Consider the following 17,728-nt stretch of genomic DNA (forward strand, 5'->3'; position numbering starts at 1 on the left):
TAATCAAGGCTGAGATCACAAGAAGAGGGTAACGACATGAAATACGAAATAAATCGCCGACGATTGCTGCAGGCGACATCGACCGCCATGGCGGCTGGCGCTCTGTCTTCAATTGCGGGCCGCGTTGCGGCCCAAACACCCAACCAGATCAACGTAGTGCTAGGCGGCGGCGATTGGGGAAAGGCTAACATTGAGGCTTACGCTAAGCCATTTGAAGCTGAGACCGGTATCAAGGTCAACCCAATCACCGACGACATGGGTATGGGACAGGTCGAGTTGATGGTAAAATCGGGCAATGTCACGGTAGATGTCGGGGCGCTTACGCAAGGGTCCGGCTTGGTCGCAGCTAAGAAAGGAATTCTTGAAGAAATTGATTACTCCTTGTTCAGGAAAGAAGAGCTAGACGGAATTTATGAATTTGCCAAGCAACCGTTTGGCGTGGCAAATTTGATTTACTCATATAATATGGTATATAGCACAGACGTATTCCCAGCTGATAAACCCCGGCCGACAAACTGGGCTGAATTCTGGGATGCTGATAAGTTTCCCGGCGTTCGCACCTTGGTGTCCGGCCAGTTTGGTTCAGAAGGACCCTGGGAAGAGGCCCTGTTAGCGGACGGTGTATCTCCCGATAAGCTCTACCCGATGGATATCGACCGGGTGTTTGCCAGTTTGGACAAAATAAAGCCGCACATCCGTAAGTGGTGGAGCAGCGGATCAGAGATTCAACAGATGTTGCATGATAAGGTCGTTGACATCGCTCAATCGTATGACGGAAGAGCTCTACTGTTGATCGATCAGGGCGCCGCGACGGAGATCAATCGAAACCAGGCGAAGCTGCAGTGGGATTATTGGGTCATTCCAAAGGGTTCACCCAACGCGAAGGCTGCGCAGAAGTTTATCGAATTCGCCACTCGCGCGGAACGTCAGGCAGCATTTTGCCAATTGTTTCCTGAGGGACCAAGCAACGGCAATGCGTTCAAACTTCTTCCCGAGAAAGTTGCGCGCAAGCTCCCTACCCACCCAGATTACATCAAGAGCAGCGTTTCCATCAACGGCAAATGGTACAATGAGGTAGGCCCCAGCGGTGTTTCCAACACTGAGATGCTTATCCAGCGGTGGAATGAGTGGATCCTGCAGTAGGGTTGGTTGAAGTGCGAAAGTCCGGTCGGGGTAACTCCATACCGGGCTAAAGTCGAAACTGATGCTGAAAATGTGACGGGGAGCGGGGTAGCCCACTAGCCTCTCCGCTCACGGCATCGGGTACGACGGCAGAAGGTACGGCAAATGCCTGCTAATGCACGCCAGCGATGGTGGAGGAGCCACAGTGAACATGCACGCAATGAATACCGCCCCCCGTTCGGAAGTTGACGCTGCAGATGTGAACCAATCGGTGCCACAAATTCAGTTCAGCAGTGTTACCAAGATGTACGGGAGTGTTCCGGCGGTCAGGGATCTGTCGCTGACCGTGCGTCGCGGCGAGTTCTTGACGATTCTCGGCCCGAGCGGCTCGGGTAAGACCACTACCCTGATGCTCTTGGCCGGCTTTGAGGCCCCGAGTTCGGGTGATATTATGATCGCCGGCCATTCAGTGGCTTCGGTCCCGTCCTACCGGCGCGATCAAGGAATTGTGTTCCAGAGCTATGCGCTGTTCCCGCATCTCACAGTGGCTCGAAACCTGGAATTCCCTCTCGAAATGCGGGGCATGGCTCCCGATCAGAGGAAGGTTCGGGTAGCCCGTATGCTTGAGCGCGTGCATCTAGGGGAATTCGGCGGTCGCATGCCATCCCAATTGAGTGGCGGTCAGCAGCAGCGCGTGGCGCTAGCCCGCGCGCTGATTGCCGATCCACCCTTCCTATTACTTGATGAACCGCTTGGCGCACTCGACCGTAACCTGCGTGAGCAGATGCAGATCGAGATGAAGAGCTTGCACAAGGAGTTCGGTATCACGACGGTGTGCGTTACGCATGACCAGGAGGAGGCGCTTACTCTGTCAGACCGGATTGTTGTAATGCGCGCAGGACGTGTCGAGCAAATCGATACACCAGAGGCCCTCTATGATCGGCCATCATCGTGCTTTGTCGCTAAATTTCTGGGTGAGGCGAACATTCTCGAGGATGCCTTGTTGCTGGCCAGAGGGGGCAACGCGCCGCAAATCGGCACCGTTGCGATGATAAGGCCAGAGCGCATCAGTGTACTTCCGAAGACTGCGGAGTGGGCTCAAACGGACCAGCGGCAATATGTTGCCGGTGCGGTCGACGATATGATTTTTGCCGGCCCTCTGCGAAAATACCATGTTCGCGTTGGCAACAATGTTCTCATCGTCCGGGAACATGTCGCGGCAGACCAACCTGTTTTCCAGCCAGGCGAGGAGGTTTGCCTCACGTGGCTGCGGTCAGACATTCGCTTCGTTTCGCCATAAGCGATTGATAAGGGATATCCATGAAGCTTTTGCGCAGAATGGCCAAGGTGCCACTTGGGTTAACCGCGCCCGCGTTCGCGCTTTTGCTTGTGGTTTTCGGTGCCCCTATAACCTTGCTTTTCCTAAGCAGTGTCAATGCCCCCGATTTCTCGTTCCAATACTACGGAGCGTTTTTCGCCCAGCCAGCTAATGTGCGGGTGCTCTTTCAAACGATAGAAATAAGTCTGGTCGCAACTGCCATCTGCTTAATCGTAGGCTATCCAACCGCGTATCTGATCGTCACGGCATCCAAGACTCTGCGCATGACGCTCATCGCTCTCGTGATCATCCCCTATTTGACCAGTGGGCTGGCGCGTACCTACGCATGGATTGTTATTCTTGGGGATCGCGGGGTCATCAACAACATCTTGCTGGACGTCGGATTGATCGATCGACCTCTGCAACTCATCTATAACCGAACCGCGGTCTATATTGGCATGGTCCACATCATGCTGCCGATGATGATACTTCCCTTGGTTAGTGCGATGATGGGGATCGATCGGTCCTTGATGGCTGCTGCACGCAGTATGGGAGCGGGACCTTTCACCGCTTTCAGGCGTGTATTTCTCCCCCTTAGCATTCCAGGCGCACGGAGTGGCTCGCTCCTAGTTTTTGTGTTCTGCCTAGGATTCTATATCACGCCGGCGGCACTTGGGGGATTGCGCGATGCCATGCTTTCAACCTTCATTGCGGCCGAGGTGAATAGCTCGTTCGATATTCCGCGCATTGCCGCTGCGTCCTTCATCCTTCTCGGGTTTGCCATTGTGGTGCTTTCCATGGTCGGGCTTGACCTCTCCGGCAAACAAGAGCAAAGCCAAACTCGAGCTCCGAAGGGCTCGATGTCCCGACTACCCATTGTTCTTGTTATCAAACGAAACTTCAGCGAAATTCTGCGTCCCTATCGTGTCAAACGGTGGACGGGACGGCGCTACGTGCCTGGGGCGGAAAGGCGATGGCCTAAAGTCGTCGCGATCGTTTTTATCGTTTTGGTGATGGCCTTTCTTTTATTCCCAGGGATAATCGTTGTCATCATGTCGTTCAGTTCCGGGGCATTTTTGCAATTTCCGCCTTCGGGCCTGTCGCTTCAATGGTATCGCTCGTTTTTCGGCGATGCATCTTGGAGCGGAGCAGCTTGGACCAGCGTCGAGATTGGTGTCGAGGTAGCTGTTATTTCTACTCTATTGGGAACACTTGCTGCTTTCGGATTGAGCCGAATAAGCGCAAGACTTCGCGGCGTGCTGACAATGATCATAATCACGCCTATCACCTTTCCAGTTATCGTGGTCGGTATCGCGACTTATCTGGGTCTCATCCAGATTGGTCTAATCGGCACAAAGGGTGGTATCGCCCTCGCTCACAGTATCGGCGCTGTTGGAATTGTGGTGGTGATCGTTTCTGCGACGTTGGCCAACTTCGATCGGACGTTAGAGCAGGCGGCCAAGAGTATGCGTGCCGGACCACTGCAAACGTTTTTTCGCGTAACACTGCCGTTAATCAGGCCGGGAGTGATCGGCGGCGCCATGTTCGCATTCCTCCAGTCATTCGATGAAGCGGTCATAACGTCTTTGGTCGGCGGTCTGTCGGTGCGGACGTTGCCCTTGAAGATGCTGGAGAATATCCGCCACCAAATCGACCCGACGATTGCTGCAGTCGCTTCTCTTTTGATGCTTCTGCCTTTAATCTGGATGCTTGTCCTCTATGCCGTCTGGTGGCGTTCTCGACCGAGCATGCAGCGAACATTACAGGAAGCCGCTGCCTAACTGGCGTGGCAGATCCACTTCCTGATGATGCGTCCGACCTATTCCTACGGACTGGCGACAAGCATCTGTTCGGGGCTTCAACGGGCGGATAAAATGGCCACCTGGTCCAAAACGGAAACCAGTAAAGCTCTTGCAATTATCATCTGGCACATGCGGATCAAGGATTCGGACTATGTCTGGGATCGGCCGGCCTTGCTCGCCAGCAAGCTCAGACCTGCCGATCCTCTTGCTGCGCGCCAGGATGGAATTCGAGGTCAACGGCGCTGACCGGATCGCACAGATCCTTCGCCCGTCTGAACAACGAACAGCTAGCCAACGTCAACCGGCTGATCGCGCGATTTCTGAAATCGGCTACCCACCGCGACTTTGACCTTCCTCCTCCCTTAGTGCACCGGGATCAAGGTGACGAACCAAGGGACAGGTCAGCAGAGCGAGCCCTGGTCATCTGAAAACGCGATGGTGCCGTCTCGGACATTATATTGGCGAAGTGGTGACCGCGTGTGCATAGTTCCAGGCGAAAAAAATAGCCGTGTACAAGACCATATGCCCGGTCAAAGTCGCCAGATCACCCGCAATAGGTTAAGCAATGAACGAAGCACCACATCTTACGTTTGATCTCGATGCGCATGGCGTGAGCAGAGGACACCTCGTTGTGCCGGGAGGCGCCGACCATGAAGAGTTCTCGCTTCCGGTTTTTAGTCTTAATAAGGGCGATGGACCGCGCCTTCTTATCACCGGTGGGAATCATGGCAATGAAATGGAGGGGCCATTAGTCGCGCGGCGGCTTATCGAGTGGCTGCCACAAGCGCAAACCAGTGGTAGGATCATCGTGCTGCCAGTGCTTAATCCATTGGCAGTTCAAGCATGGAGCCGCAATACTCCGCTTGATGGTTTGAATCTGAACCGCGTGTTTCCGGGCCGTGCCGACGGGTCTGTTACGGAACGAATCGCGGATGCGGTTTCACGCGTATTGTTGCCAAATGCCGACATCGTTTTCGATCTGCACAGCTTCGGCCCAACGTGGGATTTTCCCCCGGCGGTCATCACGCATCCAATTGCTGATGCGGATCTCATGGCTAAGACGCTCGCAATGGCAGCGGCATTTAAGCTGCCCGTAACATTGCTCTGGCAACATGACGACACGGCTGGGATGTTCGACAGTTGGGCACATAGCCTAGGGAAGGTATTCGTTTGCGCGGAATTCGGCGGTGGTACGGTTAGCGCAGAAGCTCTAGCGATTTATGAAGCTGGAGTTCGCAACGCGCTCGTTATGCTTGGACTCGTCGAAGGAAAAGTCGAGGACGTGTCTTTCCGTAACAAAAGGTCCAGTCAGACCCTTGAGACGCTGATATCAGACGAGTTGAAATCGCCCGCGCAGGGTATCTTCGAACCTCGCTGCTCTGTGTTGGATGAAGTGAGGTCGGGAGATCTTATAGGTATCCTACACTCTATGGATTCTGTTTCCGCTCCGTCCATTGACATCCGAGCGCCTGGGCCATCAATCGTCCTAGCCATAGGATCGGGCGCGCATGTCGACCGCAATGAAGGGGTAGCCATCCTTGCGCGGCCGCTGCATAACTAGAGGTACAGATTAGCCGCGCCTTGGCCAGCTGTAGTAACTCCGGTATGAAGGCACTGGCCTCGACTGGAGCTTATAGGCCAGCTCCTCGGATCGATCAGCGGCTGATCCTGTCTTCCAAAATCATGCCAAAAAGATTGCTTGATCCTTGATCGCTTGGTTTATACTAACCATGGTTGAAAGTGGCGGTCCGAGATGGGAGCTGGCCGGACGGATTGATCGCCTAGCTTCTGTTATGGAAGCAGGGGCGACGATCCGGCGCACCGCGACCAAGAGGGGAGGCGGACGGTGCCGTCCCCGCTGACGCCCGTAAAACAACTTTATCGTATCTTAAAACGAGATGGGCACGTTCGGGGCTTTATATTGGCAAAACCGATTCCGAACGGGGCATAACTTAGGACAGAGCGCGCAAATCCGGCCGCAGCTCATAGCTTGGCCAAACTCGAGTATAATTCAGTGCAGATCAAAGACGTCATTCTCACGCCCGGCAACGGCGCCTTCTTTTATGACGATCAAGCTGCCATTAGGGCAGGGGTTGGCCAGGACGGTTTTGTTTACGTCGGCGAGCCATTGACGCCCGGCTTCCGTGATATCCGTGTTCCGGCAGCTTGCTTAAGCGTCGGGCTTGTCCTGGAAGACGATATGGTCGCCTGGGGCGATATGATGGGAGTGCAATACTCAGGGGCTGGCGGGCGTGACCCCCTGTTTGACGTCGGAGCCATCATGGATCTCACGTCACGTGTTGTTGTCCCGCGGCTCTTAAACATTGATGCGTCCAGCTTTTTGACAGCCTGCTCCAGTGTCTTCGATCTCCATACTGGGAAACGACTCCCACTATGCATCGAATATGGGGTCAGCCAAGCCCTTTTAAGCGCTGCTGCCCATGCTGCGCGTCGTACCATGGCGGAGGTGGTTTGTTCGGAATTTTGCCTATCCATGCCGCATCGTCGTGTCCCAATTTATTGCCAGAGCGGTGATGCGCGCGAAATCAATGTCGATAAAATGATCCTGAAGGGGGTGGATGTGATCCCGCATGGCCTCATCAACTCGCGTAGCAAATTCGGCGTTGGGGGAGAAACCTTTCTGGATTTCGTCAAATGGGTGGCGCACCGCGTCAAGCAAATCGGCCAACCAGACTATTCTCCGGTGCTGCATTTCGATGTGTACGGCTGGATCGGTATGGAGATCGGGCTCGACGTCCAGCGCATCGCCGACTTCATCAGTAAGGTTGCTGACGCGGTTCCGGAGTTCACGGTGAATATCGAATCGCCAGCCGACTTCGGGTCTACGCCGGCGCAGGTCGAAAATTACGGGCAGATCGTCGGCATTCTGAATGCGCGCGCGTCACGTGCGCGCATCGTTGTCGATGAACGCTGCAACACCTTAGAGGATGTGCGTCTGTTTGCGGAGGCTAAGGCGACCCATCTCGTGCAGATCAAGACGCCGGACGTGGGCTCGATCGCCGACAGCGCCCGTGCGGTGCTTCTGTGCAAAGAGAACAACGTGGACGCCTATGTGGGAGGCAGCTGCAGCGAGACGGATCTCTCCGCGCGAGCGACGGTTCACATTTCGGTGGCAACACAGGCGGACATGATGCTCGCGAAGCCTGGCATGGGCATCGACGAAGGTCTTTCCATTGTAGGCAACGAACAAAATCGGTTGCTCGCCATGCTTGATCGGCGTCGGGCACAAAACCTGAAAGCCGCGTAGGAAGCGCCCTGATGCTAAACAGTCTCAAGGACATCACGGTTGTGGCGGTCGAACAGGCCGTTGCAGCTCCCTACGCATCGTCTCGCCTTGCTGACGCAGGCGCCCGGGTGATCAAGGTCGAAAGGCCCGAAGGGGACTTTGCCCGAAACTACGACAAGCTGGTGCGGGGGCAGAGCGCGTACTTCGTCTGGCTCAACCGGGGTAAGGAGTCGGTCTGTCTAGACCTGAGGTTGGAGGCGGATCGCGCCGTCCTCGACACGCTCATTGCCAGTGCTGATGTCTTCATCCAGAATCTAAAGCCGGGCAGCATAGAAAAACTGGGGTTCGCGTCCGCTGATCTGCGTCGACGATATCCGCGGCTGATCACCTGCGACATTTCTGGTTTCGGGGAGTCAGGGCCGTATTCCCATTTGAAGGCCTACGATCTGATCGTCCAGGCCGAAACAGGTCTATGCGCTATCACCGGCAACCAACAGGGGCCTGCGCGTGTAGGGGTCTCGGTTTGCGATATCTCGGCGGGCATGACAGCGCACAGCGCCATTCTTCAGGCACTGTACCACCGCGAGGTCACCGGCGAAGGGACCAGCATCCAGGTGTCACTGTTTGATGCCGTCGCCGACTGGATGAACGTGCCGGTTTTGCAAAATGATTACAGCGGCTACCAGACGGTACGCGCAGGCGTGAAACACCCGTCGCTCGCGCCGTATGGTGCCTATCGCTGTGCCGACGGCAAAGAGGTCATCTTTTCGGTTCAGAATGACCGCGAATGGGTGAATTTCTGCGAGAAATTCCTGAAGCAGTCCGGGCTCACACGCGCACCTGGTTTTGCTGACAATATGGAGCGCCTCGCTCATCGTGCGCAACTTGATGAGATCATTGAACAGCGGTTTTTTGAACTATCCTGCCACGATGCGATGCAGGAGCTCGAGGCGGCCGGCCTGGCATATGGCCGACTGAACGAAGTGGTGGATGTTTCAAAGCATCCACACATTCGCAGGGTGCAGGTTGGAACACCCGATGGAGCCGTCGAGACGATAGCGCCGGCGGCGATTTTCAACTCGGAGCTCCCCTCGCTTCGCCCAGTCCCGGCTCTTGGCTCTCATACCGAGGCTGTCCGCGAGGAGGTGCGGGCGCTTTTGCGCGAAAGAGCCGCGTCAGCGTGAGCGCGCGTTTCAGTAAGGTGAGACTGCTCGCGGTTTACAAAATGCCTGTGTACCTCGGATCATTTCAGCGCACCGGCCGCCTAGAAAGCTCACTGGCAGCGCCCGCGCTAAAATCGGCCGCAAAGGCGTCTCCATGATCAAGGACACCTTTGCGGCCGTTGAAGGCGCGATGTCTGTACCGCGCTGGAGATCCCTGCTCTTCGTTCCTGTTCACGTTCCGCGCTTTGTAGAGACGGCCCATGAGCGGGGCGCAGATGGCGTCATTCTCGACCTGGAGGATTCCGTGCCCCAGGATCGGAAAGGAGAGTCACGGCAGCAGCTTCCTGAATGCGTGGCAGAGGTGGGCCGGAAAGGCGCATCTGTTTTGGTCCGCGTGAATCATGGTCTGCGCGCCTTGGCGGCCGATCTCGATGCAGCCGTGATGGCGGGTGTTGACGCACTGGTTCTTCCGAAGACGGATTCGGCAGAGTGGGTTATAGAGATCGCGAATGCGGTTTCGGAACTAGAACGTGAAAGAAATCTTCCGCAGGGAGGCATCCGGTTCCTTGCCCAGATTGAGACCCCGGGCGCCTTGCAAAGGCTTGCGGCCATTGCGTCGGCGCATCCAAGGATGGTCGCAATGGCGCTTGGCCCTGAAGACTTCAGCGCCGCTGTTGGCGGCGCCCCAGGATTCGACCTTCTTTTGACGCCGAACCTTTCTGTTCTGTTTGCCGCCCGCGCGGCCGGCTTGCTCCCGCTGGGCTTCATAGGAAGCATCGGCGAGTTCTCGGACACGCATAAACTTCGTGAGGCCGCGGTGCGGGCGCGGCGGCTTGGCTTTGCCGGAGCTTTGGCGATCCATCCGACACAGGTGGCCATATTCAATGAGGCTTTCTCGCCAAGCGCCCAGGAGCTCGAGTGGGCCCATAAAGTTGTCGCGGCGGCAAATGATGCCGCCACGCGTGGACTGTCCGCATTCTCGTTGAATGGCAAAATGATAGATCCGCCAGTGGTGCGGCGCGCCCACGAGATCCTGATTCTTGTGGGCAACAACTGACTGGCCTGTTATCAGCGGCTGAACAGGAGCGAATGGCACTACACCGCGCCGGGCAAGCCGATGCAAAATGGCTACGCGATTCCCTCAACGGCCGAATGCGAGACGAGCTGTTGAACGATGGCCTGTTCTTCGGCCTCGACCACGCCCGCAGTGCCACTGCCGAATGGAGGCAGGACCTAAATCCTGTTCATAACACTCATCTGTCTATGTCATTTGAGTGAATAGGTTTTGCTGATCTGGATGCGATCCCATGGGGTATTTTGGGTTTTGCCGCGCGCGATGAACGATGCGCTGAGCCGCCGGTTCGTCAAGCGTTGATCGGCTGAAGACCCATGGACCGTCCGGCAGAGGATGAACGCCTTCGATCGACGCGAGTCCACCGAAGGCGATGCAACGCGGCTCGCCATTGTCAAGCAGACCACGCCAGCAGGAATAGCGCGGAATGTTGTGCTTGGTTCCCGTGTAGCGGACCGTCAGCTCGCGGCCGCAGCGCCGGCAGCGGACAAGGTCGGCGAGCAGAGCGTCGCCATGCTTGGGCGCCCCGTGATGCCGGCTCGTGGGCACGTGGTCGCTCACCATCTTGCGGATCGCTTCCGCCTTTCCCAGCCGACGTAGCCTTCGTGTGCACCCGGAATCAGCGCCAGCATCTCGCGCCTTACGGCGGCTGCGCGAGCGAATGGCGGCATCTGCGCGGTCTGCGCGTCGTGCGGGTTGGAGAAGATCGAACTGATATGTCGTAGGCTGGCGCGGTATGGACCTCTCCCCGGTTCGCTTCGTGAGGACCCGATGCTGCGCCCGAATCCTCCAATTGCGATGGGGTGTGGGAATTGGCCGTCGGGTCCTGCAGCAGTGTCACCAAGACGCCAAGCGTTCTGGGATCGATATGTGGGGCAGGGCAATGCGCCACGCGGTGCAGACCGCGATCAAACATCCAGGCCGGAACTTCCAGCCACCGATCGGAGGCGTGGCGGGAGAGACTGCAGCGGAAAACCTCCCGGTCGGCGTTCTCGATCACCTCATGAACGTGAACACAACGCCCGGCCCAAGGATGCCACGGATAAAGAAACTTGCGTTCCTCGGTCCTGTGGGTGTTCTTTCCTGGTGTTGTTCAACACCGTGAGGCCGCATTCCTCGCTCGCTATTTGACCCCGGCGGTCTTCGCCGGAACCCTCGCCGCAACCGGCTCCGACGCTGCACTCAATGAAGGCTTCGCGCCTCCGCCCGTTGCTCAAACCGCGCCATAACAGAAACGGCCGAGGCTAATCGCCACTGGTTGAAAGTTCAGTGGCAGGTCAGAGGGTCTGGCTCGACGGCCTTAGCTTCAGGCTATCCGGCCAATCCCGGCGATCACCCAGCGACACGATGACTGACCAGTGCTCAGCGCCACCGCCGGAGCTGCAAAAAGAGTTGCGTATGATTGAGCGTTCGACCACGTTGCTGTCGATCTTGATATGGCCTCGTCCAGGATGCGCGAGAGGCGCTTCCCAGCGCGAGAGCGTGTAGGGGATCGCCGCTGTGAGCTTGGTCTTCTGACTGATTTGGCCGAGCTTCTCTAGCCGCCCTGGGTCCAGTGCCGTGATGGTTGAGCACTTTTTGCCTGCGTGCAGCAAGGCCTCGTTGGCCTCGGCTACGGATGTCATCCTCGATCTTTTAGAGTTCGCGGATCCTTCTTAGCGCCTCGATCGGGCGCGGCATGGCAGAAGGCGAGCGTGAAGCCGCTTTTCGTCGGCCAGCAAGCGATGGCCCGCTATAGCCGTCGACCTGCAAGTTCCGGTAGAGAGCCTGCGAGATGAGCGATCGCACGCTGGGCCTTTTCGGTCCGGCGCATAGACATAAGACGCCCGGCGGTCCGCTCCCTCCCTAATCAGTCATCGCGGGCATAAATCCAGAGTAGGCCTGTCTTCGTCTTGCCGACCCCGGAACGAGCACCGGCGCGGTCGTCGCACGTCGGCGAAGAGTTTTGGCGAGGACTTCGGTTTTGCTAAAGCAACCGTTCATGGACCAGACGTAGGTGCCAGTCCGGCGCGGCCGACTACCGGCGCTGCCAGCAGCCTGGGCAAGCGAACCAAATTGTAGCCCGCCAAGTTATGCCGCGCCCGCGGTGGCACATCCTCGCAGCTTGACCTTGGCCATGCCGTCTGAGGTCTTGACTGACCGAACCCTCCTCTGACCCCTTAGGGCAGTGCTGACTGAGATCATAGCCCGGATGGCGCTTCGTGCGGTCATCGATCGCTATACGCGAGGCTTGTTGCTTTCTGCTCAAATGGGCGTTGAAGGCAACGCGCGGCGTGATCTTGCTCTTTGCAGGTCCTTGACTGGCGCGTCCTAGGCTTCGCCAGCGCCAGTCGATGCGCCGTCGCGGCGTCTGCGGTCCAACATAGCGAGAGCGGCATCACGCTCGCCTGTGCCAGGCCTGGGTATGAAACTTTCCAGTCAAGCCGGATTGGCCAGCACCTGGGTGCATAACCAACCTGTTGTCGCGGCTTCATTAGCATGAGGTGCCCGGAAACGAAGATACGTATGGACCCCGCCCCGCTTTCCAATTGAGCCTAGGGGCTGCTGATTCCTTCTTCGCCAAGGGTCGTGAACGGCGTGATCGACCAATGGATTAGGTTGATGGGACGATGAGTGTCGCCTCGGTCGAGCAATGGTGGATGAAACTGCGATGACATGTCCGATAGGATCTCTGTAATCGCCCTGCCTGACGCCCTGCCTTCAGGTTTTCGACATAAAATTTCACCTCGGTCACACCTGATCTTAATGTCGCCAGCGATCTAATCCAGTGTGCCAGGAATGAGGTACCGTACGGCCGCACTGCGAGAATGCCTTCTTCGCAAATCCCAGTCCTCGCCGTGACTGCTAGGTGCAATACTGCAAGCCAGCTGAACCAATTGAGGATCTGTCCCCTCATCGAGGCGCGGATTGACTTGGATGACGACGGGTCCAGGCTTCGTCCACGGAGTTCAATGTTCGTTGGCCCAGCTGAGGCCGTGAGCTTGCAAGCAATTCTGTGACACGTTGACGATACGATCATGCTCGTCATTAGTCAGCAGGGTTGGTTGGACAATTCACCTCTCGGAAGAGGAAATGGGGTGGCCGGCCGAAGTCCGCCAGCGGCAATAGCAATGACCTCCTTTCCCATCTTGTTAGCGCCGCTGGTTGCAATGGCGCTTGGTACTGAAGACTTCAGTGCAGCTGTTGGCGGTGCCCCAGAACTCGACCTGCTTTTGACGCCGAACCTTTCCGTTCTGTTCCCCATGCGGCAGTCTCGGCTCGATAGGAAGCATCGGCGATTCTTAGACAATGATAACTTCGTGGGGCCGCAGGCGATCCATTTAAACATCGATGGGGCTTTTCACCAAGCGCACAAGAACTCGAGGGACCCGTCGTGTCCTCGCGGCGAAAAAGATGCGACGGCGCAAGGCAAAGGCGCGTTCACATTGGACGGGAAGATGGTCGATCTACCGGTTATTCGAAGGGTCCGAGAAATCATCTCCATGGATCAGGGCGCCGAGTTGGCCGGTTGAAGCCTCGGCGGGTTGGGTCCATTCTGGACACATAGGTTACGGTTTTGGTCAAACCACACTGAGATGACACGACAGTTAGGCGTCATGTCGCTCTGCAATTATTGCTGTCGCGCCATCACATTTCGAGATAGATTACATCATTGCAGTCCGCCCTCGGAAGAGTACCCGTGGAAATCAGGCAGTTAAGATACTTTGTTGGCGTGGTCGAAGCAGGCAGTTTCACGAAGGCCGCTGGCTTTCTGAATGTCGCCCAGAGTGCGCTGAGTCTGCATGTGCGCCAATTGGAGGAAGGCTTCGGCACTCAGCTGCTGATACGCGACAGGACCGGCGTGAGCGTGACGGCGTCAGGAGCCAAACTCCTGGAGCGGGCGCGGGCGATTCTCAAAGAAATTCGAATTACCGAGGTGGAATTGACCAACACAGCCGCTTCCCCCGCCGGGGAGGTGACTATTGGCATTCCGTCTGGAGCTGCTCGCGTCCTGAGCGGTCCGCTGCTTGAGACGGTAAGACACGAACTGCCCAAGGTGTCCCTCAAGATGGTCGAGGGTATGACGGGACCGCTAGAGGAATGGATGGCGGCTGGACGCTTCAATCTGGCGGTTCTGTACCGCACTGCGGACAGTGTGGGGCGAATGACTGTGCTAGCGCGCGAAGACCTTTGTCTGGTGGTTCCGTCCGGCGAGCCACCGTTTGAAGATGCGATATCTCTGGCCGACCTGCATGCATTCCCCCTGGCGGTTCCCATGCGCAACAACAATGTCAGGCGTTCGGTGGCTGATGTCGTCGCACAACACGGTTGCGCGATGGACGTCAAGTTTGAAGTGGACTCGCTCTCAACGATCATCAACATGGTCGTAGAGGGAAAAGCGCATTCTATTCTCGCCCCGTCTGCCGTTCAGAAAGAAGCCTCTCAAGGGCTGGTCCGGACGGTCAAGATAGTCGATCCGGTAATTACCCGCTCCGTGGTGCTTGCTGTAAATCCCAAAGATGAGCGTTCTGCGGCCGTTTCTGCGGTCCGCAAGCTCATTCCGAAGGTCGCCAGAGAATTGATTGAGAGCCGGGGCTGGGTAGCATCGGCTCCTGACGCGACCTGAGAACCATCGATCTGTAAACAACGGCATGACTTCCTTCCTGTCGGAACAGATCGATCTGGATTCCAGATGGATTTAGGCACTAATCGATATTTGACCCGCTGCGACCATCGCGATGAAACTGGCTCAAGCGAGCTCAGCGGCTTCGAAAATTGAAACGGCGCTCGCATGGCCAGAATCACAAGTGGAGCCCGCGATGTCCCACGCCAGGAGCTACGAGCTCTTCATTAATGGCAAATGGCGAGCCGGTGGTAGCCGAGCCACTTTGCCGGTGATCAACCCGGCGACGGAGAAGGTATTTGCCTCAGTGGCCTCGGCTACGGTTCCAGACTTGGATGAAGCTCTTGCTTCGGCAGAACGCAGCCGCAAGGCGTGGTCCTCACGCCCCGCCAAAGAGCGTGGCGAGATCCTCGTCTCTGCCGCCAGCAATCTGGCTGAGAAAGCTGGCGCCGCAGCCAGGGACCTGTCGTCCGAACAGGGAAAGACGATTGCCGAAGCAACAGGAGAGTACGCGCGCGCAGTCGAAACGCTGGAATGGAATGGCCGGCATGCCGATGAGTTGTCGACCCCGATTCCGTTGGGTCCGAACAGGATGATCGTCCCGGAGGCCCTCGGTGTCGTCGCTGCCTTTACGCCGTGGAACTATCCAGCCGTTCTCATCGCCCGCAAGCTCGCCCCCGCGCTGGCGGCAGGCTGCCCGGTGATCCTCAAAGGGGCCGAAGAGACGCCAAGCGTGGCTGTCCATGTCGTGGAATCTTTGCGTCAAGCAGGGATACCGGAAGGCGTGGTCAACCTGGTGTTCGGTGTTCCTGTGCATATATCACGGCATCTGCTCAGTTCGCCAATTGTCAAAGTCTTGACGTTCACGGGGTCGACCGCTGTTGGGAAACAGCTGGCCACACTGGCCGCGAATAATCTGCAGCGCTGCATCCTTGAGCTCGGTGGACATTCCCCGGTTATTGTGTGCGAAGATGCCGACCTGGCAACGGCGATACCGGCTATTTCGGAATACAAATTCGAGTGCGCGGGCCAGAGTTGTAATGCGCCCAGCAGGATTCTTGTCGCCCGATCCCGCTATGAGGAATTCCTGTTCCGGATGACGGAGGCGGTCCGAAAAATCAGGATCGGTCCACCGGATGACCCTGCAACGCAGATGGGTCCCATGGCAAACGCGCGGCGAATCGAGGCCATGCAACGCCTGACCAAAGATGCGGTAGAGGGCGGCGCCCAAATCGAGACCGGTGGCATCCCCCTTGACCGACCGGGGTTTTACTGGCCGCCAACCATCCTGACTGGCGTACCGAAGGAAGCGAGAGTGCTTCATGAAGAGCCGTTCGGACCAATTCTCACCGTGGCTCCTTTCGATACGATCGAAGAGGCGATCGATGAAGCCAACGCCACGGAGTACGGTCTGGCCGCCTACTTGTTTACTGGCGCGGCCGATACGCAACAGAGGCTTGTGGGCGGTCTTTCTGCGGGCGCTGTTAGTGTGAATTACCTGAAAGGGGTTTCCGCTGATGCCCCTTATGGAGGAGTCAAACAAAGCGGCTATGGATATGAAGGCGGCGAGCAGGGGGTGCGAAGCTTCCAGATTCTGAAAATGGTCAATGGCCTCGGTTCATTTGGATAAAATCCGGTGGGAAACAGAACACGGACCATGGCCGGTAGCGACATCACAAGGAGCGTCGCCGACGCCCTTCAGTACATCTCGTACTATCATCCTCCAGATTATATCCGGTCTCTTTCTCACGCATACACGCGAGAACAGAGCCCGTCGGCGAAGAATGCCATAGGTCAGATTCTGCTGAACTCCCGCATGGCGGCCTTTGGGCGGCGCCCGATTTGTCAGGACACCGGACTTGTGGTTGTCTTCGCAAAGGTCGGCATGGATGCCCGCATTAAGTCAACAGCCAGTTTCGCGGATCTTGTGAATGAGGGCGTACGTCAAGCCTATCTCGATCCGGACAATCCCCTTCGGGCATCGATCGTTGCGGATCCCCTCGCTAGACGGGTCAACACCCGCGACAACACACCGGCAGTTGTCCATGTCGACCTGGTGCAAGGTAACCAGATTGAGATCACCATCGCCGCGAAAGGCGGCGGGTCGGAGAACAAGGCACGTTTTACCACCCTCAATCCCACCGCCTCCGTTTCCGACTGGGTGGTCAATACCGTTTCGACCCTTGGCAGCGGGTGGTGTCCACCTGGACTGATCTCTGTCGGCATCGGTGGTAGCGCTGAAAAGGCGATGCTGCTGGCCAAGGAGGCCATGAACGAGCCCATAGATATGGCGGAACTGATCGCAAGGGGGGCGTCAAGCGCAGAAGAGGGGCTGCGGATTGAGCTTTATGAGCGGATCAACGCGCTTGGTATCGGCGCCCAAGGCCTTGGTGGTCTGACGACAGTCGTTGACGTCAAGGTTGCGACCTATCCTACTCATGCAGCGTCCAAGCCTGTGGCGCTCATCCCGCAATGCGCCGCCAACCGGCACCTGAAGTTTACTTTGGACGGCTCTGGACCCATCAGCCTCCAGCCGCCCGATTTGCGCGAATGGCCCGACATCGGAGCCGACGAATTGAACCCAGCCGGCGTCCGGCGGGTCAATTTAGATACGCTTACGAAGGAAGAGACGGCATCGTGGCGCTGCGGTGAAACGCTCCTGCTTTCTGGAAAGATGCTGACGGGCCGTGACGCTGCCCACAAACGAATGGTCGAACTGATTGATGCCGGCAAGCCGCTCCCAGTCGATCTGAGGGGCCGCGTGATCTACTACGTCGGTCCCGTCCGGGCAGTGAGGAATGAAGTCGTTGGACCCGCCGGTCCAACAACCTCCAGCCGCTTGGACGATTTTACGGACAAGGTGCTCGCCGAAACCGGCCTTTTCGCGATGGTGGGCAAAGCGGAGAGGGGACCGGCGGCCATCGCGTCGATTGTAAGACACAGAACGCCATACCTTGCTGCAGTGGGTGGCGCTGCGTACCTGATTTCAAAGTCGATTAAGGCGGCGCGGATTGTCGCCTTTGAAGACCTGGGCATGGAAGCCATCTATGAATTCGATGTGCAGGACATGCCCGTCGTCATGGCTGTCGATGTTGAGGGAAACTCCATTCACAATTCCGGGCCTCTTGAGTGGCGTAAGCGTATGGCAGCCGACAGCATCGCACGCAACATCGGTGTTTGAGTCTTTCCGGTTGGGCGATTTCGGCCAGACCCGAGCGCCAAATTATCGGGCAAGCCATAAGACGAGCGGCATTTGCGGTGCCCTGCGCCTCGGCGAGCCGGCCAAGCAAGGCCTTCAATTCACCCTAATAGTTGAATGTGCGAGTGAATACTGCATTGAGTATGCCGTCCATGCGATCGAGGGTCGAATGCAGTCGCGCGTCTATCAAGTACGGCAGCGA

Annotated in this window: 14 protein-coding genes and 1 pseudogene; 13 read left to right on the plus strand and 2 right to left on the minus strand. The window is 57.2% G+C overall.

What is annotated here, in order from left to right; all coding sequences use genetic code 11:
- The first annotated feature begins 36 nt into the window (after positions 1-36).
- The 9 genes and pseudogenes from QAZ47_RS06640 to QAZ47_RS06680 form a co-directional block, all read left to right on the plus strand.
- Entirely contained in the window at positions 37-1,143 is a 1,107-nt protein-coding gene (locus tag QAZ47_RS06640; protein ID WP_063169315.1) for an ABC transporter substrate-binding protein, read from the plus strand.
- A gap of 190 nt (positions 1,144-1,333) precedes the next feature.
- Positions 1,334-2,422: an ABC transporter ATP-binding protein gene (locus tag QAZ47_RS06645; RefSeq protein WP_224570037.1), complete on the plus strand. Its 1,089-nt coding sequence runs from the start codon at positions 1,334-1,336 to the stop codon at positions 2,420-2,422.
- A 20-nt stretch (positions 2,423-2,442) separates the two neighbouring features.
- The gene (locus QAZ47_RS06650) at positions 2,443-4,221 is read left to right on the plus strand and encodes an ABC transporter permease subunit (RefSeq protein WP_063169314.1); all 1,779 of its coding nucleotides are present in this window, start codon (positions 2,443-2,445) and stop codon (positions 4,219-4,221) included.
- 24 nt (positions 4,222-4,245) lie between these two features.
- Positions 4,246-4,488: a hypothetical protein gene (locus tag QAZ47_RS06655; protein ID WP_127273917.1), complete on the plus strand. Its 243-nt coding sequence runs from the start codon at positions 4,246-4,248 to the stop codon at positions 4,486-4,488.
- A gap of 319 nt (positions 4,489-4,807) precedes the next feature.
- Positions 4,808-5,803, plus strand: coding sequence for a succinylglutamate desuccinylase/aspartoacylase family protein (locus QAZ47_RS06660; protein ID WP_063169313.1), 996 nt, complete (start codon positions 4,808-4,810; stop codon positions 5,801-5,803).
- A gap of 453 nt (positions 5,804-6,256) precedes the next feature.
- Positions 6,257-7,510 carry a methylaspartate ammonia-lyase gene (locus tag QAZ47_RS06665; RefSeq protein WP_063170371.1) on the plus strand — a complete coding sequence of 418 codons (1,254 nt, stop codon included), beginning with the start codon at positions 6,257-6,259 and terminating at the stop codon, positions 7,508-7,510.
- Between the two features lie 11 nt (positions 7,511-7,521).
- Positions 7,522-8,673 carry a CaiB/BaiF CoA-transferase family protein gene (locus tag QAZ47_RS06670; RefSeq protein WP_063169312.1) on the plus strand — a complete coding sequence of 384 codons (1,152 nt, stop codon included), beginning with the start codon at positions 7,522-7,524 and terminating at the stop codon, positions 8,671-8,673.
- A gap of 133 nt (positions 8,674-8,806) precedes the next feature.
- On the plus strand, positions 8,807-9,709 hold the full coding sequence (locus tag QAZ47_RS06675; protein ID WP_210326668.1) for a CoA ester lyase: 903 nt from the start codon (positions 8,807-8,809) through the stop codon (positions 9,707-9,709).
- 24 nt (positions 9,710-9,733) lie between these two features.
- Positions 9,734-9,858, plus strand: a pseudogene (locus tag QAZ47_RS06680) (integrase core domain-containing protein); the annotation flags it as partial.
- Between the two features lie 55 nt (positions 9,859-9,913).
- Here QAZ47_RS06680 and QAZ47_RS06685 read toward each other — a convergent pair.
- Positions 9,914-10,288, minus strand: a complete 375-nt coding sequence (locus QAZ47_RS06685; protein ID WP_063169311.1) for a zinc ribbon domain-containing protein — start codon at positions 10,286-10,288, stop codon at positions 9,914-9,916.
- A gap of 713 nt (positions 10,289-11,001) precedes the next feature.
- Positions 11,002-11,349: a transposase gene (locus QAZ47_RS06690; protein ID WP_063169310.1), complete on the minus strand. Its 348-nt coding sequence runs from the start codon at positions 11,347-11,349 to the stop codon at positions 11,002-11,004.
- A 1,485-nt stretch (positions 11,350-12,834) separates the two neighbouring features.
- On the opposite strand from QAZ47_RS06690, the gene QAZ47_RS06695 reads away from it, so the two are divergent.
- The 4 genes from QAZ47_RS06695 (at position 12,835) to QAZ47_RS06710 (ending at position 17,508) form a co-directional block, all read left to right on the plus strand.
- On the plus strand, positions 12,835-13,236 hold the full coding sequence (locus QAZ47_RS06695; RefSeq protein ID WP_063169309.1) for a hypothetical protein: 402 nt from the start codon (positions 12,835-12,837) through the stop codon (positions 13,234-13,236).
- Between the two features lie 167 nt (positions 13,237-13,403).
- Positions 13,404-14,330 (plus strand): LysR family transcriptional regulator, encoded by a 927-nt coding sequence (locus tag QAZ47_RS06700; RefSeq protein WP_063169308.1) that lies wholly within the window; start codon positions 13,404-13,406, stop codon positions 14,328-14,330.
- Between the two features lie 193 nt (positions 14,331-14,523).
- Positions 14,524-15,957, plus strand: a complete 1,434-nt coding sequence (locus QAZ47_RS06705; RefSeq protein ID WP_063170369.1) for an NAD-dependent succinate-semialdehyde dehydrogenase — start codon at positions 14,524-14,526, stop codon at positions 15,955-15,957.
- 27 nt (positions 15,958-15,984) lie between these two features.
- Positions 15,985-17,508 carry a fumarate hydratase gene (locus QAZ47_RS06710; protein ID WP_063169307.1) on the plus strand — a complete coding sequence of 508 codons (1,524 nt, stop codon included), beginning with the start codon at positions 15,985-15,987 and terminating at the stop codon, positions 17,506-17,508.
- Positions 17,509-17,728: the final 220 nt, after the last annotated feature.

The organism is Mesorhizobium sp. WSM4904 (assembly GCF_029674545.1).
Classification (GTDB): domain Bacteria; phylum Pseudomonadota; class Alphaproteobacteria; order Rhizobiales; family Rhizobiaceae; genus Mesorhizobium.

Excerpts from the sequence above, each read along its gene's own strand:
- QAZ47_RS06645 (WP_224570037.1), top strand. The coding sequence starts at position 1,334 with ATGCACGCAATGAATACCGCCCCCCGTTCGGAAGTTGACGCTGCAGAT.
- QAZ47_RS06660 (WP_063169313.1), top strand. The coding sequence starts at position 4,808 with ATGAACGAAGCACCACATCTTACGTTTGATCTCGATGCGCATGGCGTG.
- QAZ47_RS06695 (WP_063169309.1), top strand. The coding sequence starts at position 12,835 with ATGACCTCCTTTCCCATCTTGTTAGCGCCGCTGGTTGCAATGGCGCTT.
- QAZ47_RS06710 (WP_063169307.1), top strand. The coding sequence starts at position 15,985 with ATGGCCGGTAGCGACATCACAAGGAGCGTCGCCGACGCCCTTCAGTAC.
- QAZ47_RS06685 (WP_063169311.1), bottom strand. The coding sequence starts at position 10,288 with ATGGTGAGCGACCACGTGCCCACGAGCCGGCATCACGGGGCGCCCAAG.
- QAZ47_RS06650 (WP_063169314.1), top strand. The coding sequence starts at position 2,443 with ATGAAGCTTTTGCGCAGAATGGCCAAGGTGCCACTTGGGTTAACCGCG.
- QAZ47_RS06670 (WP_063169312.1), top strand. The coding sequence starts at position 7,522 with ATGCTAAACAGTCTCAAGGACATCACGGTTGTGGCGGTCGAACAGGCC.
- QAZ47_RS06690 (WP_063169310.1), bottom strand. The coding sequence starts at position 11,349 with ATGACATCCGTAGCCGAGGCCAACGAGGCCTTGCTGCACGCAGGCAAA.
- QAZ47_RS06675 (WP_210326668.1), top strand. The coding sequence starts at position 8,807 with ATGATCAAGGACACCTTTGCGGCCGTTGAAGGCGCGATGTCTGTACCG.
- QAZ47_RS06640 (WP_063169315.1), top strand. The coding sequence starts at position 37 with ATGAAATACGAAATAAATCGCCGACGATTGCTGCAGGCGACATCGACC.
- QAZ47_RS06655 (WP_127273917.1), top strand. The coding sequence starts at position 4,246 with ATGATGCGTCCGACCTATTCCTACGGACTGGCGACAAGCATCTGTTCG.
- QAZ47_RS06705 (WP_063170369.1), top strand. The coding sequence starts at position 14,524 with ATGTCCCACGCCAGGAGCTACGAGCTCTTCATTAATGGCAAATGGCGA.